This window comes from Amycolatopsis sp. (assembly GCF_035276945.1).
GTDB lineage: Bacteria > Actinomycetota > Actinomycetes > Mycobacteriales > Pseudonocardiaceae > Amycolatopsis_E.
The window spans coordinates 17624-40492 of sequence record NZ_DATELF010000028.1; the positions used below are offsets into that span (position 1 = coordinate 17624).

At 69.6% G+C, this 22869-nt stretch carries 19 protein-coding genes; 4 read left to right on the forward strand and 15 right to left on the reverse strand.

Features of this window, described 5'->3' with window-relative positions; genetic code table 11:
• Positions 1–10: 10 nt before the first annotated feature.
• Complete coding sequence (locus VJT49_RS03765; protein WP_324163253.1) at positions 11–1189, forward strand: DNA glycosylase AlkZ-like family protein; 1179 nt, start codon at positions 11–13, stop codon at positions 1187–1189.
• Here the strand turns inward: VJT49_RS03765 and VJT49_RS03770 are convergent, their stop codons facing one another.
• From VJT49_RS03770 to VJT49_RS03825, 12 genes are all read right to left on the reverse strand, one after another.
• Entirely contained in the window at positions 1190–2521 is a 1332-nt protein-coding gene (locus VJT49_RS03770) for an alginate lyase family protein (protein ID WP_324163255.1), read from the reverse strand. It abuts the gene before it with no gap.
• A gap of 71 nt (positions 2522–2592) precedes the next feature.
• Complete coding sequence (locus VJT49_RS03775; protein WP_324163256.1) at positions 2593–3273, reverse strand: sirohydrochlorin chelatase; 681 nt, start codon at positions 3271–3273, stop codon at positions 2593–2595.
• Positions 3270–4394 (reverse strand): uroporphyrinogen-III synthase, encoded by a 1125-nt coding sequence (locus VJT49_RS03780; RefSeq protein WP_324163257.1) that lies wholly within the window; start codon positions 4392–4394, stop codon positions 3270–3272. Before VJT49_RS03780 ends, VJT49_RS03775 begins: the two co-directional genes overlap by 4 nt.
• On the reverse strand, positions 4391–4735 hold the full coding sequence (nirD, locus tag VJT49_RS03785) for a nitrite reductase small subunit NirD (RefSeq protein WP_324163258.1): 345 nt from the start codon (positions 4733–4735) through the stop codon (positions 4391–4393). Before nirD ends, VJT49_RS03780 begins: the two co-directional genes overlap by 4 nt.
• The gene (gene nirB / locus VJT49_RS03790) at positions 4735–7263 is read right to left on the reverse strand and encodes a nitrite reductase large subunit NirB (RefSeq protein ID WP_324163259.1); all 2529 of its coding nucleotides are present in this window, start codon (positions 7261–7263) and stop codon (positions 4735–4737) included. The genes nirD and nirB overlap by 1 nt, the downstream gene beginning before the upstream one ends.
• 30 nt (positions 7264–7293) lie before the next feature.
• A complete protein-coding gene (locus tag VJT49_RS03795) occupies positions 7294–8673 on the reverse strand; it encodes a nitrate/nitrite transporter (RefSeq protein WP_324163260.1) in 1380 nt (459 codons plus the stop codon).
• An 8-nt stretch (positions 8674–8681) separates the two neighbouring features.
• Complete coding sequence (locus VJT49_RS03800; RefSeq protein WP_324163261.1) at positions 8682–10124, reverse strand: FAD-dependent oxidoreductase; 1443 nt, start codon at positions 10122–10124, stop codon at positions 8682–8684.
• A 145-nt stretch (positions 10125–10269) separates the two neighbouring features.
• The gene (locus VJT49_RS03805; RefSeq protein ID WP_324163300.1) at positions 10270–12279 is read right to left on the reverse strand and encodes a molybdopterin oxidoreductase family protein; all 2010 of its coding nucleotides are present in this window, start codon (positions 12277–12279) and stop codon (positions 10270–10272) included.
• Between the two features lie 207 nt (positions 12280–12486).
• Positions 12487–13317 carry a TIGR02569 family protein gene (locus VJT49_RS03810; RefSeq protein ID WP_324163262.1) on the reverse strand — a complete coding sequence of 277 codons (831 nt, stop codon included), beginning with the start codon at positions 13315–13317 and terminating at the stop codon, positions 12487–12489.
• Positions 13318–13518: 201 nt separating this feature from the next.
• Positions 13519–14697, reverse strand: a complete 1179-nt coding sequence (gene moeZ / locus VJT49_RS03815) for an adenylyltransferase/sulfurtransferase MoeZ (protein ID WP_324163263.1) — start codon at positions 14695–14697, stop codon at positions 13519–13521.
• Positions 14698–14792: 95 nt separating this feature from the next.
• On the reverse strand, positions 14793–15899 hold the full coding sequence (locus VJT49_RS03820; protein ID WP_324163264.1) for a DUF3152 domain-containing protein: 1107 nt from the start codon (positions 15897–15899) through the stop codon (positions 14793–14795).
• 129 nt (positions 15900–16028) lie between these two features.
• The gene (locus tag VJT49_RS03825) at positions 16029–17018 is read right to left on the reverse strand and encodes an alpha/beta fold hydrolase (protein WP_324163265.1); all 990 of its coding nucleotides are present in this window, start codon (positions 17016–17018) and stop codon (positions 16029–16031) included.
• An 83-nt stretch (positions 17019–17101) separates the two neighbouring features.
• On the opposite strand from VJT49_RS03825, the gene VJT49_RS03830 reads away from it, so the two are divergent.
• Positions 17102–17752 (forward strand): TetR/AcrR family transcriptional regulator, encoded by a 651-nt coding sequence (locus tag VJT49_RS03830; RefSeq protein ID WP_324163266.1) that lies wholly within the window; start codon positions 17102–17104, stop codon positions 17750–17752.
• On the opposite strand, the gene VJT49_RS03835 is transcribed toward VJT49_RS03830, so the two are convergent.
• Both VJT49_RS03835 and VJT49_RS03840 read right to left on the reverse strand, forming a co-directional pair.
• Positions 17664–18599 (reverse strand): alpha/beta hydrolase, encoded by a 936-nt coding sequence (locus tag VJT49_RS03835; protein WP_324163267.1) that lies wholly within the window; start codon positions 18597–18599, stop codon positions 17664–17666. The genes VJT49_RS03830 and VJT49_RS03835 overlap by 89 nt on opposite strands.
• A complete protein-coding gene (locus tag VJT49_RS03840; RefSeq protein ID WP_324163301.1) occupies positions 18596–19489 on the reverse strand; it encodes a diiron oxygenase in 894 nt (297 codons plus the stop codon). Before VJT49_RS03840 ends, VJT49_RS03835 begins: the two co-directional genes overlap by 4 nt.
• Before the next feature lie 65 nt (positions 19490–19554).
• On the opposite strand from VJT49_RS03840, the gene VJT49_RS03845 reads away from it, so the two are divergent.
• Both VJT49_RS03845 and VJT49_RS03850 read left to right on the forward strand, forming a co-directional pair.
• Positions 19555–20286, forward strand: a complete 732-nt coding sequence (locus VJT49_RS03845) for a TetR/AcrR family transcriptional regulator (protein WP_324163268.1) — start codon at positions 19555–19557, stop codon at positions 20284–20286.
• Complete coding sequence (locus VJT49_RS03850; protein ID WP_324163269.1) at positions 20276–20599, forward strand: DUF4873 domain-containing protein; 324 nt, start codon at positions 20276–20278, stop codon at positions 20597–20599. Before VJT49_RS03845 ends, VJT49_RS03850 begins: the two co-directional genes overlap by 11 nt.
• Here the strand turns inward: VJT49_RS03850 and VJT49_RS03855 are convergent.
• Positions 20550–22835 carry an ATP-binding protein gene (locus tag VJT49_RS03855; RefSeq protein WP_324163270.1) on the reverse strand — a complete coding sequence of 762 codons (2286 nt, stop codon included), beginning with the start codon at positions 22833–22835 and terminating at the stop codon, positions 20550–20552. The two genes, VJT49_RS03850 and VJT49_RS03855, sit on opposite strands and share 50 nt — an antisense overlap.
• Positions 22836–22869: the final 34 nt, after the last annotated feature.

The window sequence follows — 22869 nt, forward strand, 5'->3', positions numbered from 1 at the left end:
GGGGATCGGGTTGCTGGAAGTTGATCGTGCGCAGGTCCTCGCCTACCGGATCGCGGCCCACGGCCTGCACCGGGACGAGCCGGACCTCGCCGCACTCGCGGTATTCGATCTCGGTGTGCAGAGCACCCAGCGGGAGACCGCGGCGATCGCGCTCGCGGCCCGGGTCGCGGGCGGAATCACCGAAGAGTCCTTCGTGGACGATCCTCGGTTCGTGCTCGCGTGGACTCACCGTGGCGCGCCGCACTTCCACCGCCGGGAGGACCTGCCGGCGGTCACGCGGGCACTCGTTCCCCTCGACGAGACCGACGCGACGAACCGGATGCTCTTCCAGCGGAAGATGGTCGAAGCGGCGGGGATCAGCGCGACGGAAGGGTTGTTCACGGCGGCTCGTGCGATGCGCGAGGTGGTGGACAAGCCGATGACCAAGGGCGCGGTGAGCACGGCGGTCACCAAGATCATCCCGGCGGGCCTGTCCTACTGGTGCCGGGGTTGCCAGGCCACGCACATCCTGGAGCAGGTGATGCGGCTCGCCGCGATCCATGGCGGGATCCGGTTGGCGGCGGGGATCTCACCGGCCACGCTCGCGCCCATCGAGGGACGACCGCCGATGCGGACCAAACCGGACCCGGCCGCGGCCACCGCGGTCGTCGCCGACTACCTGCGCCTGCACGGTCCGGCCACGCCCGCGGACGCGGCGGGCTTCGTGGGCACCACGACCGGCCTGGCCAAACGGATGTGGCCGGACGGCCTGACCGAGGTTCGTCTCAAGGGGGTCCGGGGGCTTGCCCCCAGCCGGGGTCTGGGGGTCGCACCCCCAGAAGACGCGGGCCGGAAGGCCTTCCTGCCAGAGCCGGCCGTTCCGCTGCTGGAAGCTCCGCCGGAACCCGGCATCGTCCGGTTGCTGCCGCCGTGGGATCCGTTCCTGCAGTGCCGGGACCGGGGGGTGCTGGTGCCGGACCGGGACCTGCAGAAGCAGGTATGGAAGATCATCGGCAACCCGGGGGCACTGCTGGTACACGGGGAGATCGCCGGAACCTGGCGCGCGAAGGCAAGCGGGCGCAAGCGCCTCGACGTCACGATTGGTCCATTCTGGAGCATTTCGCCCGCCGCGCGGAAGGAGGCCGAGGCGGAGGCCGAGCGTGTCGCCGCGGTGCGCGGCTTTCCCGGCCTCCGCCTCACCTGGTCGTGATCAGCGTGTGAAGGTCAACGACCCGAAGCCGAACTGGTCGAAGCCGCCGCTGTTCGGGCCGTAGTCGCCGCCGCCCCCTTCGACTCCGAGCTTGGCGGCGTAGGCCGCCATGTTCGGCACGGACAGTCCACGCCGGCGGGCGTAGTGCTGGTAGACCATCTGCCACACCGGGCGGTTGTTTCCCCTGCTGTCCGGGGACACCGTGCCGATGGTCTTCGTGCGCGATCCCGGTCCGGAGACCCAGTCGAAGGCCGTGAACGGGACGTCCTGCCCGGCGTTGTACCTGGCGACGTACTCGCAGCCCTTCATGAACCGGTTGTCGTCGTGCCCGTAGAGGTCGATGCCCTGGTTCCACGCCATTTCGCAGACCGTGCCCGCCAGCCCGATGCCCAGCGTGGTGTGCCCCTGGTCGCGTCCGCTCTCCTGCCACTGGCCCAGGTCGCCGGGGTAGGTGAACTGCACGGCATGCCCGAGGGAACCGTTGCCGCCGCCGGTCCTGAAGTAGCCGACCGCCTCGTCCACTTTGGCCTGCTCGTCGCACAGGATGCCGATCGCCAGCACCGCGGCGATGTTGCACAGGTCCCAGTTGGCCCAGTAGTGGGCGATGTCGGCGCCGTTGTGGTGAGCCAGGAAGTCACTGCTGAGCGGGTAGAACACCGACTTCAGCACGTGCCGGCCGCCGGCGAGGTCGAACCTGGGATAGTCGCGCAGGATCTCGGCCGCGTTGGCGAACTGATATCCGTAGATGCCGGCAGCGAGGAACCTGTCCGCGGAACCGTCCAGTTTGGTCAGGGTCCCCGCCCACGCGTTGAGGATGGCCGCCGCGGTCTCGGCGTGCGCGGCGTCGCCGGTGATCTTCCAGCGCAGCGCGTTCTGGTAGGCGGCATGGATGTCGTGGTAGAGCTTGCCGTAGTTCTCCGGGCTGCCCGAACCTCGGTAGACCGTCGCCTGGGGGTTGGCCTGCCAGCTGGTCTGGGAATGGGAGTTGGCGACCAGCCGGTCCCAGCCGTCCTTCCAGGGCCGCGCACCGGCTGTCACCTTCGCCGCCATCCGGTCGAAGTCGGCCTGGGTATGCAGCAGGCCGGGATGCGCGAATCCGCCGGACGGCGCCGACGAGCTGCTGGCCGGGACCGACGAACTGCTGGGCGGGACCTGCGACGGGCCGGCCGAACTGGACGCGGCCGGCGATCTGGTCGGGCTCGGCGAGCCCGAAGCCGGACCCCCCGCGGAGCCCTCTGGCCGGCAGGCCGCCAGCCCGGCCATCGCGCCGGCACCCAACGCGGCCGCCAGCACCCGCCGCCGCCCGACCGCGCTCAACTCTCTCGACTGCACTGCGTGATCTCCTTCGAAAGATCGGCTGTTCGCAGGAGCAGACGTGATCAAAGGCGACCGGATAACAAAAACTAGGCGGCGACCATCTGCTGGAGGGCTTGGTGGTAGCGGCGCACCACGAGGTCGACGACGGCGGGATGGACGCCGAGCGGCTCGGCGACCACGTCGGCCCCCGAATCGGCCACCTTGCGCTGGAACAGACCGGGCGCCAGCAGCCAGGATGCCACGGCGACCCGCCGTCCCCGGCCGCGCGCCAGCGACACGGCGTCCGCGACAGACGGTCGTGCGGTGGCCGCGTAACCGACGCGGACACCGGTCCCCAGTTCCCGCGACAGCGCATCGGCGGCGGTGCGGACCTCGGCCAGCGCGCGTGGGTCACTCGAGCCGGCGGCGGCGAGCACGACCGCGTCCCCAGGCCGGCGGCCCGCCCACTCGAGCCGGTCCCTGACCACTTCGAGAAGCTCGGGCGCGGGACCGAACGGCTCGGCGAGTACCACGCCGGGATGTCCGCTGGCCGCGATCTGCGCCGGAATGTCGGTGCGGACGTGGTAACCGGCGGCGAGGAACGCCGGGATCACCACGGCCTGATGCCCACGCACGGAGTTCAGCACGTTCGTCACGTCGGGCTGCCGCACGTCGGCGTACGCGACCCGCACCGGCAAACCCGCTTCGGCCCGGACCCGCCGCGCCAGTTCCTCGGCGACCATGGCGCCCTCAGGTGCCCGAGTTCCGTGCGCCACCAGGACGATCACCGCTCCACCGCCAGCCGGTACCCGCGTTTGACGACGGTCTGCACGAGCTTGCCTTCGCCCAGGGACGTGCGTAGCCGGCCGATGGCGGTCTCGACGGCGTGCTCCTCTCCGCCGCCGGGTAGCGCCGAGGTCAGTTCGCGGCGTGAGACGACCCGGCCGGGCTCGGCGGCGAGCGCACGCAGCACCGCCATCGGCGCAGGTGCCACCTCGCACAGGTGACCGTCCACAATGGCCGCTTGACCGCGCAGCTCGATCTGCCGACCCGCCGCGCACAGCCGCGGTGAGCGGGCCACGAGGGATTCCGCCACCGTGCGTGCGAGTGCGCCGATCCTGGCCCGTTCGGGCTGGACCGTCGGGATGCCCAGCGCCGCCAGCGGCGCCGCGGTGATCGGGCCCACGCAGGCCACCAGCACCCGGTGCGTGAGCGCGTCCACGAGTGCCGCCAGCCGCCCGGTCCGCTTGGCCATCGCCAGCATGCTCGCCGCGGCGGGCGCGCTGGTGAACGGCATCGCGTCGATGGACCCGTCCAGCACCGCGTCGATCAGCCGGTCCAGCGGGCCGGGATCCGACGGTCCCACCCACCGGTAGACCGGCACCTCGATCACCTCGGCACCGGCCTCGATCAGGCAGTCCACGAAGTACGGCAACGGCTCGCCGTGCAGTTGCATCGCGATCCGCTGACCATCCACTCCGGACTCGAGCAGATGCTGCAGCAGCTCGGCGTTGCTCTCCGACGCCGGTGAATAGCTCTCGGACAGCCCGGCCGCGCGGATCGCGCCCCTCGCCTTCGGGCCACGCGCCAGCAACGTCACCTTGTGCAGTTCGGTCAGCAGTTCGTCCCCGAGTCCCCACCCCTCGGCCGCCTCGATCCAGCCGCGGAACCCGATGCCGGTGGTGGCCACCACGATGTCCACCGGGTCTTCGAGCAGGGTGACGGTCGCGGCGTGCAACTCGGTGTCGTCGGCCAGCGGCACGATCCGGATCGCCGGGCCGTACCGGACGGTCGCCCCTCTACGGACGAGAAGCGCGCCGAGCTCGTCCGCGCGCCTCGCGGCGGTTATGCCCACCGCGAACCCGGCGATAGGCAGGATCGCGGAGGGCACGGCTCGGTCGCTGTTCATGGGCAAATGTGCACCACACCTTCGACGATCCGTGTCGGGTAGGTCCGCACCGCCACGGACTCGTCGTCGAGACAGCTGCCGGTGCGCAGGTCGAACCGCTGCTTGAGCATGGGCGAAGCCACGAACGGCACGCCCTGCGCGTCCCCGGTGATCCCGCGCGAGAGCACCGCCGCACGGGCGAAGGGGTCTATGTTCGACAGCGCGTAGAACTCGTCGCTTTCGGTGCGGAAGATCGCCACCTGGGAGCCGTCCGGCAACAACGCCGCCACCCCGCGCCCCGGGATCAGACATCCGACCTCGCAGATCGGCACGGTCTTGGTCGTCTCATCGACAACGGTCATCACGACACCACCTCCGGAACACCAAGCAGGACAGGCACCCTCTGCTCCCGTTCCACCCGGAACGAGATCGTCGGATCCGGGGCACCCGGCGCGTTCACGAAGGAGGTGAACCGCGCCAGCTTCTCCGGATCCTCCAGCACACCGCGCCACTCGTCGGCGTAGTTCTCGACGTGTTTGACCATGGCCTCGTCCAACTCGTCGCAGATGCCGAGCTTGTCCTCGACGATGACCTCACGCAGGTGGTCGAGCCCGCCGTCCAGCTCCTCGATCCACGACGAGGTCCGCTGCAGACGGTCGGCCGTGCGCACGTAGAACATCAGGAACCGGTCGATGTAGCGCACCAGCGATTCGGAGTCCACATCGGACACCAGCAGATCGGCGTGCCGCGGCATGGTGCCGCCGTTGCCGCCGACGTAGAGGTTCCAGCCCTTCTCCGTGGCGATCACGCCGAAGTCCTTGCCCCTGGCCTCCGCGCATTCCCGCGCGCAGCCTGAAACGCCGGCCTTGATCTTGTGCGGCGAGCGCAGACCCCGGTACCGCAGCTCCAGTTCGACCGCCATGCCGACGCTGTCCTGGACCCCGTACCGGCACCACGTCAAGCCGACGCACGACTTCACCGTGCGCAGTGCCTTGCCATAGGCGTGGCCGGACTCGAACCCGGCGTCCACCAGCCGCCGCCAGATGAGCGGAAGCTGGTCCACGGTCGCGCCGAACAGGTCGATCCGCTGGCCACCGGTGATCTTGGTGTAGAGCCCGAAGTCCTTGGCCACCTCGCCGATCACGATCAGCTTCTCCGGCGTGATCTCCCCGCCGGGCAGCCGGGGCACCACCGAGTAGGTCCCGTTCTTCTGCATGTTGGCCAGGAAGTGGTCGTTGGTGTCCTGGAGCGTGGCCTGCTCTCCGTCGAGGATGTGCCCGCCCTCGCCGGCAATGGTGTCCATTGTGGCCAGAATCGAGGCGACCGCGGGCTTGCAGATCGCGCAGCCGGACCCCGTGCCGTGCTTGGCGATCAGCTCCCCGAAGCTCGCCACGCGGGTCGCCTTCATGATCTCGAACAGCTCCTGCCGCGAGTACGCGAAGTGCTCGCACAGGGCCTTGGACTGCTGGACGCCGCACAGGTCGAGCAGCTTGGACAGCATCGGTACACAGGACCCGCACGTGGTGCCGGCCTTCGTGCACCCCTTTACCGCCGCGACGCTGTCGCAGCCCTGCATGACGATCGCCTCGGTGATCGCGCCCTTGGTGACCGCGTTGCAGGAGCAGATCTGTGCCTCGTCCGGGAGCGCCTCGACGCCGACGCCGGCGGCACCGGATCCTTCCGGCGCGAGCATGGCGGCCGGTTCGGCGGGCAGCGGTCTGCCCACCAGTGGCCGCAGCAGGTTGTACGAGCTCGCGTCGCCGACAAGGACACCACCGAGCAAAGTCCCGCCGGGCGACACCACGAGCTTCTTGTAGTACCCCGAAACCGCATCGGCGAGCACGACCTCGAGGGCGCCTTCCGTGGCCGCGTGCGCGTCTCCGAAGCTCGCCACGTCGACACCCATCAGCTTCAGCTTGGTCGACATGTCGGCGCCGGGGAACGTGCCCTTCTTGCCCAGCAGTTGGGCCGCGACGATCTCGGCCATCGTGTAGCCGGGCGCCACCAGCCCGTAACACCGGCCCTCCACCGCGGCGCACTCACCGACGGCGTAGATGTCCGGATCGCTGGTACGGCAGGAGAGATCGACCAGGATGCCGCCGCGCTGGCCGACGTCGAGCCCGGCCTCGCGGGCGAGCTCGTCACGGGGCCGAACGCCGGCGGAGAACACCACGAGGTCGAGGTCCAGCTCGGTGCCGTTGGTGAGCTTGGTCAACAGGCGATCCCCGTCCGGTTCGATCTTCTCCGCGGACGTTCCCGTGTGGACGGTCAGGTCGAGTTCGGTGACCAGGTTCCGCAGCAGGCTGCCACCGCCCTCGTCCACCTGGATCGGCATCAGCCGTGGCGCCATCTCCACGACATGCGGGGAAAGCCCCATGTCACGGAGGGCTTTCGCGGCCTCCAGGCCGAGCAGCCCACCACCGATTACCATGGCCGCGGCCCGCCCCCGCTTGACCGCCTTGGCTTTCTCGACGGCCTCCCGGATCGCGTCCAGGTCCTCGATCGTGCGGTAGACGAAGCAGCCGGGCAGGTCGTGCCCCGGCACCGGCGGGACGAACGGGCGCGACCCGGTCGCCAGTACCAGCGCGTCGTAGGGCTGGGCGAATCCGCTCGCGGTGGTGACCGTCCTGGCCTCGCGGTCGATCCGCGCGACGGGGTCGTTCAGCCGCAGCTCCACCTGCTCGTCACCGAGGTAGTCCGAATTGGACAGCGTGAGCGCCTGCGCGTCCCAGCCGTCCACATAGGAGGTCAGCGCGACCCGGTCGTACGCCGGGCGCGGCTCCTCGGCGAGTACGACCACACGCCAGGAGTTCTCGATGTCCTCGGCCCGCAAGGCCTCGACCAGCCGATGGCCCACCATGCCGTGCCCGACGACGACCAGCGTCCGCATAACTCTTCCTTCTCGTAGTCCTGTCAGGAATCAGACCTGTGCGCCTGCCAGCGCGAGCCCCTTTTCGCTCACCGGGGCCGTCGACTTGCGCAGGTAGACCGCCCAGGTCACCGCGAAGCACACGCCGTAGAACACCAGGAACCCGATGAACGCGGAGACCCCGCTCTTGGTGCTGATGAACGACTGCCGGAAGGCCAGGTTGATCAGCAGGCCGCCCAGCGCGCCGATGGCGCCGGCGAGGCCGATCAGTGCGCCGGAAAGCTTGCGCGCCTTGAGCAGTTCCGTGGCCTCGTCCGCACCCGCCGCGATCGCCGCCTTGGCCTTCGTCCGGAAGATGGCCGGGATCATCTTGTAGGTCGAGCCGTTGCCGATCCCGGTCAGCACGAACAGGACGATGAACGCGGCGGTGAACAGCGCCAGGGACTTCGCTTCGGACGCGATGATCAGCAGCACGGTCATCACGGCCATGCCGACGAAGTTGACGAAGGTGACCTTGCCGCCGCCGAACCGGTCCGCCAGCCAGCCACCGATCGGCCGCGAGAACGACCCGAGCAGCGGACCGAGGAAGGTCACGTACGCCGCCTGCAACGGGGTGCGGCCGAACTGGTTCTGCAGCACCAGGCCGAAGGCGAAGCTGTAGCCGATGAACGAGCCGAAGGTGCCGATGTAGAGGAAGGCCATCACCCAGGAGTGGGCGTCCTTCATGACCTCGCGCATGCCCTTCTTGTCGTTCTTCACCGACACGAGGTTGTCCATGAACAGCGCCGAGCAGGTCGCGGCGACGATGATCAGCGGGATGTAGACGAACAGGATGATGCGCGGCGCGGTGGTGCCCGCGGTGGCGATCACCAGCAGGCCGACCAGCTGGATCACCGCGACACCGAGGTTGCCACCACCCGCGTTGAGGCCCAGCGCCATGCCCTTGGCCTTCTCCGGGAAGAACGCGTTGATGTTGGTCATCGACGAGGCGAAGTTGCCGCCGCCGACCCCACCGAGCACCGCGATGGCCAGGAAGACGCCCAACGGGGTGCCCGGCTGCAGCACGATCGCCGCGCCGATGGTCGGGATGAGCAGCAGCAGCGCGCTGATGATCGTCCAGTTGCGCCCGCCGAACTTCGCCACGGCGAAGGTGTACGGGATGCGGACGCACGAACCGACCAGGGTCGGCGTGGAGGTCAGCAGGAACTTGTCACCGACGGACAGGCCGTATTTCGGGCCCATGAACAGGACCATCACCGACCACAGGGACCAGATGGAGAACCCGATGTGCTCGGTGAGGATCGAGAACCACAGGTTGCGATTCGCGATCTTCTTCCCGGTGGAATTCCAGAATTCTTCGTTCTCCGGCTCCCAGTGCTCGATCCAGCGCCGGCCCCGGTGTGGTGATATTTCCTCTGCTGTCGCGGTCATGCATACTCCTAGGAGGTTTCGGTAAGCCAGTCCGCGATGCCACACACCGCGTCACGACAACTGCCACAGCCTGTCGTTGCCTTTGTCACCGAGGCCATCTCGGTCACATCTGTCGCCCCGGCACGGAACGCCTCGACCAGCCGTCCCTTGGTGACCGAATTGCACCGGCACACCACCGCCGAGGCGGGCAGGTCGGCCGGGCTGGCCGCGATCTGCGCGCCGGAGGGCAGTGCCCTGCCGAGCAGCACGGCCAGGCGGTCCTCGGGAATCGGGACGCCCCGGTCGTAGTACTGGGTAATGGTGGCCGCGGCGTCCGGTGCGCCGAGCAAAATCGCGCCGGTCACCCGGTCGTCGCGGACGACGAGTTTCGCGTAACGGCCCCGTGCGGGGTCGGTCAGGCACAGCACCTCGGCACTGGGATCTCCGACTTCGGCGTGCGCCTCGCCCAGGGCGGTGAGTTCGATGCCCCGTGCCTTGAGTTTCGTGACGACGTTCGTGCCGCGATAGCGCGCCGACACGTCGGTTCCCGTCAGCAGGTCGGCGAGCACGGCCGCCTGCTGCCAAGCCGGTTCCACCAGCCCCGACACCGTCCCGGGATGCTGGGCACAGTCGCCGATCGAGTGGATACGGCCGTCGCTGGTGCGCAGCGCGTCGTCGATGAGCACGCCACGATCGACCTCCAGCCCGGCTTCGGCCGCCAGCGCCACCTCCGCCTTCACCCCGGCGGACACCACCACCAGATCGGCGGGCACGGTGCTGCCGTCGTCGAGCTTCAGGCCGTCGCCGGGCAGGTAACGGGCGGCGCTCGCGCCGATGCGGAAGTCGATGCCGAGCTTACCGAGCGCCCGCGCGAGTACCTGTCCGGCGCCGTGGTCGAGCTGGCGTTCCATGAGGTGGGTCGCCGGGTGCACGACGGTCACCAAGTGCCCGCGCCCGGCCAGCCCGCGTGCGGCTTCCAGCCCGAGCAAGCCGCCGCCGAGCACCGCCACCGGCGCGCCGAACTTCGCCGCCTCGACAATCCGGTCACAGTCGTCCAGCGTGCGGAAGGCGACGACACCGGGCGCGGGAGTGCCCTCCTCCAGCGCGAGCCCCTCGACCGGCGGCAGCCACGGCCTGCTGCCCGTGGCCAGCACCAGCGCGTCATAGTCCACTGTGGACTCGTCGTCGAGCACCACGGTCCTGGCCTGCCGGTCGATGCGCATCGCGGCGTTGCCGATACGCAGGTCGACGCCGTGTGCGGCGGCCCAGCCCTGGTCGTGCAGGCGGACCAGTTCCGGCCGCATCGTGCCGGCCACGACCGCGGACAGCAGGATCCGGTTGTACGCGGCGTGCGGTTCCGCGCCGATGACGGTCAGCGAGACACGGTCGCCCCGCGGATCACGAGCGCGGATCTCGTCCGCCAGCCGCGCGCCCGCCATGCCGTAGCCGAGCACGACCACCTTGCGGATCATCGCTCCTCCGTGTTCTGCGGGACACCCACACCCGGTCGGCCCCCACGAGCGATCGACTGTCCATTGTGGCTCATGTGCGCCTCCGTGTTCTGCGGGACACCCGCACCCGGTCGGCCCCCACGAGCAATCGACTGTCCATTATGGCTCATGTGTTCTCCGCCTTCTCGAGCTTGACGGCACAGACCTTGAATTCCGGCATCCGGCTGGTCGGGTCCAGCGCCGGATTGGTCAGCAGGTTGGCGCGTTGCGCACCGGGAAAGTGGAACGGCAGGAACACCATGTCCGCCCGCATCGACTCGACGCATCGCACCCGGACGGTGGCCTCACCACGCCGGGAGGTCACCACGGCCCAGTCGCCGTTAACCAGGCCCTGGCGTTTCGCGGTGTCGGGGTGCACCTCGACATAGGCCTCCGGCACCACGTCGTTGAGTTCCTTGACCAACCGGGTCTGCGCGCCCGACTGGTAGTGCTGGAGCACGCGGCCGGTGGTGGCCTGCAAGGGGAACTCGGCATCGGGAGGCTCGGCCGGACCGCGGTGCTCGACCGGCGCGAAACGCGCACGGCCGTCCGGATGGGCGAAGGAGTCGAGGAACATCCTCGGCGTGCCAGGATGACCCTCGTCCGGCACCGGCCAGTAAAGCGCTTCGCCCGCGCGCAACCGGTCGTAGGTGATGCCGGAATAGTCCGCGAGCCCGCCCCTCGCAGCCTCGCGAAGTTCGGTGAACACGGTCTCGGCATCCACCGGGAACCGCTCAGCGGGCTGCCCCAGCCGGGTCGCCAGTCCATTGAGGACGTCCAGGTCGGTGCGCACGCCCGCGGGTGGGGCGATCGCGCGGCGGCGCAGCAGGACGCGGCCTTCGAGGTTGGTCATCGTGCCGTCCTCCTCGGCCCACTGCGTCACCGGCAGCACCACGTCGGCGAGTGCGGCGGTCTCGGACAGCACCAGGTCGGCCACCACCAGAAGGTCCAATGTAGACAGCTTCTCCGCGATGTGCGCCGAGTGCGGCGCGGAGACCACCACGTTGCTGCCGAACACCAGCAGCGCGCGCGGGCCGTCCTCGCAGCCGAGCGCGTCCAGCAGCTCGTAGGCCGAGCGGCCGGGGCCGGGCAGCGACTCGGCGGGCACTCCCCACACCGCGGCCACGTGCGCGCGGGCGGCGGGGTCGTCGATCCTGCGATAACCGGGCAGTTGGTCGGCCTTCTGACCGTGCTCACGGCCGCCCTGGCCGTTGCCCTGCCCGGTGAGGCATCCGTAACCGGAACCCTCCCGGCCGGGAAGCCCGAGCGCGAGCGCGAGGTTGATCCACGCGCTGACGGTGTCCGAACCACTCGCGTGCTGCTCCGCACCGCGCGCGGTGAGAACGTAGGCGCTCCGCGCCTTGGCCAGCGTGGCCGCCACCCGGCGCTGGTCCGCCGCCGACACGCCGGTGACGCGCTCGACACGTTCCGGCCACCAGCGCGCGACGATCCGCCACATCGCCTCGAAACCGGCGGTGCGATCGTCCACATAGGCCTGATCGAGCAGATCTTCGGCGACAACCGCGTGCAGGATGCCCAGTGCCAGCGCGAGGTCCGTGCCCGGCGCGGGTGCCAGGTGCAGGCTCGCCTGTTCCGCCGTGGGAGTGTGGCGCGGGTCGACGACGATCAGCGTGCCGGTGTCGATGGCACGGCGCAGGTGCTGGACGAACGGGGGCATCGTTTCGGCCGGGTTGGCACCGACCAGCAGCACCACGTCGGCGTCGGCGAGATCGGTGAGCGGGAACGGCAATCCGCGGTCGAGCCCGAACGCCTTGTTGCCGGCCGCCGCGGCCGAGGACATGCAGAACCGGCCGTTGTAGTCCACCTGCGAGGTGCCCAGCGCGACCCGGGCGAACTTGCCCAGCAGGTAGGCCTTTTCGTTGGTGAGCCCGCCACCGCCGAAGACCGCGACACCGTCCTTGCCGTGACGCCGCTGGATCTCGGCGATCCGGTGGGCGATCTGGGTGAGCGCGTCCTCCCACGAGGCGGGCACCAACTCGCCGTCGACCCGGATCAGCGGGCTGGTCAGCCGGGCCGGGGAGGTCAGCAGGCTGCCCGAGGTCCAGCCCTTCTGGCACAGGCCACCGCCGTTGGCCGGGAAATCCCTGGGCGCGATCGTGGTCCCGGACACGCTCATCCCACACTGCAGCGCGCAGTACGGGCAATGTGTGTCGATCTCGACCTGCGGTTCTGCCGCCAGCGTCACCCGCCACCTCCTTCCGACAGTCATTGACGGTAGGATCGGCGTGTTACCTGAAAAAGCCCTTATGTTTCAGACGTTTGACATTGCTTCGGTATTACCTGGAGCATGTGGTGAGAAGTGACCTTGAACACTTTTGGCCGGTCACGGCTTGCGTGATCGGGATTCTCCGGTGCTGGAGAGCACCTCGCTGACCGCGCTCGCGGCGCCACGCAGGCCGTCCAGCGCGGAGGGGGTCGACCGCGGGTTGAGGGCATGCCCGGCGAGCCGGAAGAGTAGCGCGCGTAACAACAGTTGTGACCAGGCGGGTAGGTGCGACCACCGGCGGAGGAACCCGACCTCGGCCCCGCCCCAGGAGATCGCGTCGACGGCGGCGATCGCGGCGCCCCATTCGGCGGGACGGTAGTAGGGTTCGAAGTCCACGATCCCGGGCGCGGCCGGGCCGTCGAACAGCACGGCGCCGAACAGGTCCCCGGGCACGACCTGGTTCGGCAGCCGCACGGGTCTTCGTGCCACGGCGAGCACTTCGAACCAGCGCCCGCCCTTTGTCTCGTCGATGGGAACGACCACTTCTTCCCACGCGATGCGGTCGGCCAGCGCGTCGATGTCCTCGCGGCGGTACCCCGGCCTCGGCTCGTCCGCGGTGGCGTGGGCCAGTTTCAACGCCGCCAGGATGATCTCGTCGTGCCGGTGCTCGGGGCTGCCCGGCAGGTACCGGCTCGCCGCCCAGCCACCGACGATCAGCCGCCCGTCGGTCGCCCTGACCGGCCGCGCGATCCGCAGATCCGGCGCGTCGACCCGCAGGAGCGTGCGCGCCAGCCACACCGAGCGAGCCCGGTCCACCACCGGTTTCAGCACGATTCCCCCGCACCGCCACACCGTGGTACCCGGCAACCGCTCCGGCTCGCCGTCCACCCCGAACGCGGCACGCACCCGCTCCGGGGGGTTCTCGCGTTTTCCCGGGGCGACGACCACGCCGGGAGATTACCGGCAACCCGCCCCGAAACGGAAGCGCTGACCTGCGGAAACGGCGTGCGAGCGCGAGTCCCGCCCCCAACGCACGCGAGTCCCACACTCAGCGAGCGCGAGTTTCCACATCCGGCCACGTGAAGGTAGAACTCGCACGCGCCGAAGGTGGGACTCGCACCGCGCGAGTGTGGGACTCGCGAACTGGTGTCAGTACGTCGGCAGGCTGGTGTCGATCTGGTTCGCCCAGGCCAGGATCCCGCCGCCCAGGTGCGTGGCGTCCCGGAAACCGGCCCGGTGCAGTGCCGCCAGGGCCTCCGCGGACCGCGCGCCGGACTTGCAGTGCAGCACGATCGGCTTGTCCTGCGGCAGTTCCGACAGCGCCTCGCCGGAGAGGATCCGGTCCTTCGGGATCAGCTTGGCACCCTTGATGTTGACGATTTCGTACTCGTGCGGTTCCCGGACGTCGATGAGCTCGAACTTCTCGCCCGCGTCGAACTTCGCCTTCAACTCGGCCGGCGTGATGGTGTGGCCGGACGCGGCCTGCTGCGCCTCATCCGACACCACCCCGCAGAACGCCTCGTAGTCGATCAGCTCGGTGATCTTCGGCGTCTCCGGGTCCTTGCGGATCTTGACCTCGCGGTACCGCATCTCCAGCGCGTCGTAGCTGATCAGCCGCCCGAGCAGCGGCTCACCGATGCCGGTGATCAGCTTGATCGCCTCGGTCACCATGATCGACCCGATGGACGCGCACAGCACGCCCAGCACGCCGCCCTCGGCGCAGGACGGCACCATCCCGGGCGGCGGCGGCTCGGGATAGAGGTCCCGGTAGTTGAGGCCCTTGCCGTTCGGCGCGTCCTCCCAGAACACGCTGACCTGGCCCTCGAACCGGAAGATCGAGCCCCACACGTACGGCTTGCCCAGCAGCACCGCGGCGTCGTTGACCAGGTAACGGGTGGCGAAGTTGTCCGTCCCGTCCAGGATCAGATCGTAACCGCGGAAGACCTCGAGCGCGTTCGCCGTGGTCAGCTGCTCGTTGTGCAGGATGACGTTGACGAACGGGTTGACCTCGGCGATCGACTCCTTGGCCGACACGGCCTTGGGCTTGCCCACGTCGGACTGCCCGTGGATGATCTGGCGCTGCAGGTTCGACTCGTCGACCACGTCGAAGTCGATCACGCCGAGCGTGCCGACCCCGGCCGCGGCCAGGTACAGCAGCGCCGGGCTGCCGAGGCCGCCGGCGCCGATCACCAGGACCTTCGCGTTCTTGAGCCGCTTCTGCCCGTCCATCCCGACATCCGGAATGATCAGATGCCTGCTGTACCGGGCCACCTCTTCCCTGGTGAGCTCGGCGGCGGGCTCAACCAGTGGCGGCAGCGTGCCTGACATCGGTCCTCCATACTCGCGCTGGCGCTTGCTTCCCCAAGTATCCACAACACACCACGTGAACGGAGTCTTCCCTGCCTCCCGGATGCTGGGATGAGCTAACCCGGCGTCCGGTCACCGAGGTCCGGGACGGGCCACGAGTTGGGTTTGCACACCTTGCCGTCGGCGGGGACCGCGCTCTTGTTGTACTGGTCGACCGAGTTCAACTGGGCGACATAGTCGTCGCTGACCCCGAAGGTCTGCTGCATCATGACCGGCGCCGGAGCCCCGTTCTCCTTGCAGCCGACGTGGCCGAGGCCGAGCGCGTGCCCGACCTCGTGGTTGATCGCGTACTGGCGGTAGCCGGTCATGTCCGGGCCGAACGCCTTGGCGCCCCGTACCCAGCGCGCCAGGTTGATGATCACGCTGCGCTGCAGGGCCCGGCTGTAACAGGAGGTCGGGTACGGGATGCCGAACCCGCACACGTCGGCCCGGGTGGCCGTGTTCAGGCTGGTCAGCCGGACCCGGAAGTCCGGGGCGGGGCCGGTGCCGTCCACCCGCTGGAGTGAGACGTCGCCCGCGCCGATCCAGCTCCGCGGATCGGACAGGGTGCCCTCCACGGCGCTGGCGAAGGCGTCGTCGCCGACGTAACTCGCCGGATCGACGCCGTCTTCGACCTCGACCGTGTAGCGGTAGAAGTGCTTTCCGCTGCCGACCTTCTTGCCGCTGTTGCCGTCCTTGGCAAGGGGGACGATGTGCCAGGTGCCCTTCCCGGTCTCGGTGAAGGCGCCGCCGGGGGGTAGTTCCGCCGTCGGGATGTTCAGGTTGACCTGCGCCGGAGCCTGCTCGGTCACCACGGGGGCGTCGTCGCCGGTGCCCGCCGACGACGAGCCCGGGCCGGTCGCGGGCCGGGCCGGTTCCTTCGCTGTGTTGAACACCACCAGCGCGGTCACCACCACCAGGACCGGCAGGGCGTAGACCCCGAGCCCGTAGGTCGTCAGCAACCGGCGCACCTTGCCCCGCCTGTGCCGCTCCCTGCGGGCCTCGTCCTGATCCTGCTCCAGCCGACCCGGCTTCCAGGATGCGCTCAACGGCTCGGCGCTGATCCGCCGGCCACCTGGCCGGTACCGCTCCTCGCTCAGCCGGACACGCCGGCGCTCGCGCGACGAAGGTGCATACTGGCTCCTTTGCTCGGCTCCTCGCGCGTCCCTCGTCACCCGGTTCACGCGCCCAGGGTGCCACACATAACCGGCAGCACAACCAGCGACCGGTGTATCACAGAAAGATCTTTCGCCACTCGAACGGCGTAACAGACGCTGTACTCCGTAACTCGGTCCGTAACGCTGATACGGGCGTTACCAGTCATTCGTCCCAACCCTCTCCCACATGCCCAGAACCGCCTTGGCCACGAGGACCGGGCGTTCCATCTGCGCCACGTGTCCCGTCTTCGGCAACACGAGCAGCCTCGCGCGCGGCAGCGCGGCGGCCGTCCGCGCGGCCCGGCTCACCGAGATCACCCGGTCCTTGTCCCCCCATACCACGAGCGTCGGCGCCGAAACGTTCGGAGCGACCGCCCACAGTGAAGCCGGGCCACGGGCGAACCAGGTGCGGAAGATGCCGAAGGTGCTGCGAGCCATCGCCGGGTTGGCCCAGGCGAGCCCCGCACGGGCGGCGTGCTCCTCGGCGACTTCGTCCAGCCGGTGGTCGGGGAACGCCGACGGGTCGGCGAAACACAGCCTGATCATCTGCTGGGCGCGTTCCCGCGGGGTGTACGTGGCGAGCCTGCGCCGGACCCGGCGGCCGACCACCGGCAGGTACGCGAACGCCATCAGTGGGTCGGACAGGCGCCGTGGATCGGGGCGGCGGTCGGGCATCGCGGGCGAGATGAGCGTCAGGGTGCGGACCAGGTCGGGCCGCCGGGCCGCGACCAGCAGCGAAACCGCCCCGCCCATCGAGTTGCCCACGAAGTGCACCGGCCCGGCGCCGAGCCCGTCGACGAACTTCGCGAGGAAACCGGCATGGGCGTCGAGGCTGAAGTCGAAATCCCGCAGCGGCTCGGAGAATCCGAAGCCGGGCAGGTCGACCGCGAGCCCCTGGGCGTGCGGGGCGAGCAGGGCAGCCAGGTCCGTCCAGTTCGTGGACGAGCCGCCGAGGCCGTGCACATAGACGGCCATCGGCTCACCCGCACCCGGCGTGCGCCGCACATGCAGTGAAACCCCGCCGAATGTCTCCAGCCCACCCGGCCACGGTCGCAGTTTCGGATCCGGCTCGGGCAACGGGGTTGTCGACAGCGGCACGTGGGTAACGGGAGTACGAAGAGGGTCACTCGGAAGCGTTTCCGTCATTAATCCAGGATGCCTATCCGGCCCGGCCCTTGGCGAGATGACGGTACCGGCGAGTAATCTCAGGGGGCCGACAGGAGGGACGAATGACGGAGATCGCGCAGGCACAGCAGCGAGGGGTGCGGCTGCCCCGCACCGAACGGCGTGCGCAACTGCTGGCCGCCGCGCAGCGCGTTTTCTCGGCCAACGGGTACCACTCGGCGGCGATGGACGAGATCGCCGAGCAGGCCGGGGTGTCCAAACCCGTCCTGTACCAGCACTTCCCGGGCAAGCTCGACCTCTATATCGCGCTGCTGGAAAGCCACGTCGACGAGTTGGTCGGCGCGGTACGTCACGCGCTGGCCTCCACCACGGACAACAAGCAGCGCGTGCATGCGGCGGTCGGCGCCTTCTTCGACTTCGTCAACGGCGACGCCGGGGCGTATCGGATGATCTTCGAATCCGACCTGCGCGGCGAGCCGGCGGTGCAGGCGGCGGTCGACCGGGCGACCTCGGCGAGCGTGGACGCGATCACCGACACGATCACCGCGGATGCCGGCCTCGACGAGGACAAGGCCCGCCTGCTGGCGGTCGGCCTGGTCGGGTTGAGCCAGGTCAGCGCCCGGTTCTGGCTTGCCCATCACAGCACGATGAGCCGGGAGGACGCGGTCAACCTGACCGCGACCCTCGCGTGGCGCGGAATCGGCGCCGGCTTCCCCCTGCAGCATCCGCCGCAGCCCGATCCAGCAGGGCACTGAGCCGCGCCGCGACATCCCGGGTCCGCTCGTAGGGCAGTTCGTGGCCCGCATCCGGGTAGATCACGAACTCGGCCTCCGGCAGCTCCTCGGCGATCACCCGCGCGTGCGGCAACGGTGTGATCCGGTCGCGATCGCCGGCCATGATCACCGTCGGCTTGCCCCGGAGCACGGACAGCGCCGCCCGCCGGTCGTGCCAGGACATCGAATCCCGGAACCCGCCGATGCTGCTCGGATGCGCGCGCAGGAACTGGTCGGTCATCGCCCGCACGTCGGCGCGGGAGGCTCCCTTGCCGAAGGCGAGCCACCTGGTCCACGGCCGGGCCAGCGCGCCCGGCAGCGGCAGGAATTCCTTGCCACTACGCGAAAGCAGCCGCCCGAACACCTTTTCCACCCGCGCCGCCGCACGTCCGGCGACCCCGGGCAGGCCGAGCGTGAGCCGGTCCAGGCCGGAGCACGAGGTGGCGATGAAGGCGACCCCGGCTACCCGCGCGTCCACCAGCTCCGGGTACCGCTCGGCCAGCGCCATCACGGCCATCCCGCCCATCGAGTGCCCGGCCAGCACCAGCGGGCCGGTGGGCGCCAGCTCCGTAACCAGCTCGGCGAGGTCGTCGGCGAGCACGGCCACCGTGGCGGTGCCCGGCCGCGCCGGGGCCGACCCGCCGTGTCCCCGGTGGTCGTAGCGGATCACGCGGAGACCGGGCGGCAGCAGCGGCAGGATCGGGTCCCACGACGTGTGATCCTGTGTCCAGGCGTGCGCCAGGACAAGGGTGACCGGCGCGTCCTCGGGCCCCGACGTCCGCACGGACAGTGCGGTGCCGTCACAGGTGACGAACCGGCGGCCGGTCATCGGCTTTCCACCAGGAAAGACCTGCGCCACCAGGGCGTTCCGGGGGCGCCGACCAGCCCGGCGCCGGTCAGGAAGGACATCACCCGCTCGCCGGCCCACCGGATGGTCCGCTGGAAGTGCGGGTTGGCCAGCGCGGTCCGCCAGGCCTGCCGTGGCTCGAGGCCGACCGCCAGGTAGACCCGGGGGTTGATCAGGCTGCGGGTGATCGCGAAACTCACCACGGCAAGCAGCCAGCGCTGGTACAGCAGTTCCGGTTTGGACAGTCGCGGCACCCCGCGTTGGACCTCTTCGCGGGCGAAGGTGACATGTCGTGCCTCTTCCAGCACGTGAATCCGGTTGACCATGCGAACCAGCGGCTGCACCCGCTCGTCCGCCATGCTCTCCCGCTGGATGCGGTCGAGGATTTCCTCGGCCACCAAAATCGAGCCGTACATGGCGGGCCCGTAGCCGAGCACCGGCAGCAGCTTGCCGAGCCGGTGCACGATCGGGACCGGCCCGTAGGCCGGGGCGCCGGTTCGCTCGACACAGCGGGCGAACATGACCGAGTGCCGGCATTCGTCGGCGATCTCGGTGAGCGCGTACTGCGCGTGGCGGGTTGTCGGGTCGGCGTCGTAGATCTCCTTGAGCAGCATCCGCATCAGCAGGACTTCGAAGAAGATCCCGTTGCTGGCGATGCTCGCCACCTCGTGCCTGCCGAGCTCGAGCCGTTGCGCCGGGGAAAGCCCGTCCCACAGGTCGGTGCCGTAGAGCGAACATCGCTCCTCGAGCTCGAACGGCTTGTCGTCGGGCAGCGGCGCGGCCCAGTCGATGTCCACCTCGGGGTCGTAGAACTTGGCGGCGGAGGACCGCAACAGCCGTTCGGCGATCTTTTCGCGCTGCTCGGACCCCATTTCCTCGCCCTCCAAGTTTGCATGTAACTTGTGGTAACAGTTACCTGAAGGTAGGGTCTCAGCCCGTGACGGATCGTGTCAAGCGCGGCAGCGCGGACAGGCCCACCGGGGACGCGCGCCGGGACCGCTGGCGCAAGCACCGGGTGACCCGGCGGGCCGAGTTCGTGGAGGCCGCGCTCAGGGCTCTCGACGAGCACGGGCCGGACCTGGGCATGGAGGACGTCGCAGCCGCGGCCGGAGTCACGAAACCGGTGCTGTACCGGCATTTCGAGGACAAGGCCGACCTCTACCTCGCGCTCGGCCGCCGCGGCACCGAAATCCTGTTCTCGCGCCTGGTGCCCGCGATCAACGCCGAACTCGCCCCGGTGCCGCGAATTCGCATGGCGCTCAACGCGTTCTTCGGCGTGATCGAGGAGTACCCGAACCTCTATCGCCTGCTCGCGCGCGACACCTTCGCCGGGAAGCCCGCCGGAACGGACGTCATGGCCGAGGACAAGGAGGTCATCGCGACCGCGCTGACCGCGCTCTTCGGCGACTACCTGCGCATGTTCGGCGTGGACTCCGGAGCGGCCGAGCCGTGGGCCTACGGGATCGTCGGCATGGTCCAGAACACCGGCGAATGGTGGCTGGACCGCCGGTCGATGAGCCGGGACAGCGTGGTCGAGTACCTGACCCAGGTCATCTGGGCCGCGATCGACGGCCTGTCACGACAGCACGGGGTCACCGTCGAACCGAACCAGCCACTGGAGGCGAACAAGGTCATCCAGCTCAGGATGGAGGAGCCCGATGCCGGATGAGGACGGCTACCGAGGCGCGGCGACGCTGGTGATCGACGGCACCGAATTCGCGGTCGACGTCGACCTGCGCGGACATCTCCAGCCGATCGACGGCTACTACCACTGGTACGGCCGGATCGCCGTGCACGACGGTCTCGCCGGCCTGCTGAACGGCCGCGGGCGCGCCGGTGAGCTGCGCACCCCGGAGGGCGTGGCGCAGTGTGAAGTCGCGGACCCCGATCCGTGGGGCCGCTACCGCGTCCGGGGCACCAGTACTCCCCCGTTCAAGGTGTTCGCGGACCTTCCGTCTCCTGCCGCTCCATATGCCATTTGACGATCTGGGTCCGGGAGTTGAAGCCCAGCTTGGCCAGGATCCGCTCGACATGGGTTTCGGCCGTCCGCTGCGCGATGACCAGCCGGTTCGCGATCTCCTTGTTGGCCAGGCCCGCCGCCACCAACTCGGCGACCTCCGCTTCACGCCGGGTCAGCCCGGTGGACCGCTTCGGCCGCGGCGGCTCCTCCCGCGCCTGCCCGTTCTCCCCGAGCGCGTAGGCGACGGCCTCTTCCCCGGTGAACTGCCGGCCGCGAGCGAAAGCGGCATCGAAGGCCTCGGCGCCGAGACCGCGGCGCGCCTCCTCGGCACACCGGTCACTCCACTCGTGCAAGCGCGCCGACGCGCCGAGCGTGGAACCCAGTGGCTGGGCCAGCATGCGGCCGGCCCCGAGCAGTGTCGCGGCGTACCGGGCGTCGCCGTCCGCCATCGCCGTCCAGGCCAGCGCGTCGAAACCCATCGTGAGGCCGACCAAGTCGCGAAACGCCCATTTCTGCCGGATACCGTCCCGCAGGTAATTCCTCGCACGGGCGCGGTCCCCCCGGATCCATTCGGTGATGCCGAGACCGACGAGGCTCGAAGAACGGACATAGTCCTCGCCGACGGCGGCACAATCCCGCACACACTGCTCGAAGATCCGGATCGCCCGGTCGACATCGCCGAGGTAGCACGAGGCCACATGCCCGAGATTGACATTGCCCAACGTCAGGTACGGATTGGGGTTGGGCAGTTCCCGCTCTATCCGGATGCTTTCCTCGATCAACGCGGCCCCGCGCTCGGTGCGGCCGGCGAAGACCTCCGCGATCCCGGAGAGGTGTGTGGCGTGTGCCAGTGCCGCGCGGTCGCCGGAGCGTTCGGCCAGGTCCACGCATTCCTCGAGCATCCGCAGGCCGAGGGTCGTCTCGCCGGACCGCACGGCGAGGTTGCCGTTCGACCACAGTGCGTGGGTCCGGTCCGGGCTCGGTTCCGGATCGGCCGCCAGTGCCCGGTCCAGCCAGACCCTGCCCTCGTCCAGTAGCCCGCACACCAGCCAGTAGGCCCACAGCAGCCCCGCGATTCTCAGCCCGACGCGTGCTTCGCCTGGATGGGTGAGACAGAACTCCATGGCGGCGCGTAGGTTCGCGTGCTCAGCCCGTACCCGGGCGAACAACGCCACCTGGCCGGGACCGAACCACGTGTCGCGGACCAGTTCGGCCAGGGTCAGGTAGTGGTCGCGGTGCTGCCGCCGCACAAGCGCCTCATCGCCCCGCTCGGCCAGTCGATCCCGGCCGTACTGGCGGATCGTCTCCAGCAGCTGGTAGCGGGTCCGGCCGTCGATCTCCTCCCGGACCACGATCGATTTGTCCACCAGCCCGAGCAGTGCGTCGAGCACGTTTTCGCGGTCCAGACCGTGCCCGGCGCAGACCACCTCCGCGGCCTCGATGTCGAACCCGCCGGCGAACACCGACAACCGGGCCCACAGCAGGCGCTCCGGCTCGGTGCACAGGTCGAAACTCCAGTCCACCGCGGCCCGCAGCGTCTGGTGCCTCGCCTGCACGGTCCGGCGCCCACGGGCCAGCAGCCGGAACCGGTCCTGCTGGTAGGACAGGATGTGCTGGGCCGACAGGCTCCGCATCCGCACCGCGGCCAGCTCGATCGCCAGCGGCAGACCGTCCAGGCTCCGGCAGAGTTCCACCACGTCCGACGCGTTCTCCGTCGTGACGGCGAAGCCGGGGAGCACGTCCGAAGCCCGTTCGGCGAACAACCGCACCGCGTCGGCGTCCTGGCCGTCCCCGTCGGACGAGGACGGCACCGGCAGCGGGGGGACGACGAACACGTGCTCGCCGTTGCCGGCCAGCGGTTCCCGGCTCGTGGCCAGAATCCGGAGGTTGGGACAGGACGACAGCAGCTTGCGCACCACCGTCGCCGACGCGTCCACCAGGTGCTCGCAGTTGTCCAGGCACAGCAGCACCTGCCGGTCGTCGAGGTATTCGCAGAGCGCGGCCGTCGGGTCGGCCGAGGGAGTGCTCAGCCCGACCGCCTCGGCGACGGTCAGCGGGAGCAGTTCGGGGTCGGCGAGATCGGCCAGCTCGACCCACCACACGCCGTCGGTGAACGCCCGGCGCACCTGCCGGGCCACATGCTGCGCGAGCCGTGTCTTGCCCACCCCGCCGACACCGGTCAACGTGACCAGCCTGGCAGCGGAGAGAAGCCGCTTGACCTCCGAAGTCTCCGCCCGGCGACCCACCAGGCTCGTCACTTCGGCGGGAATGCCTGCCCCAGTCCGATTCGCC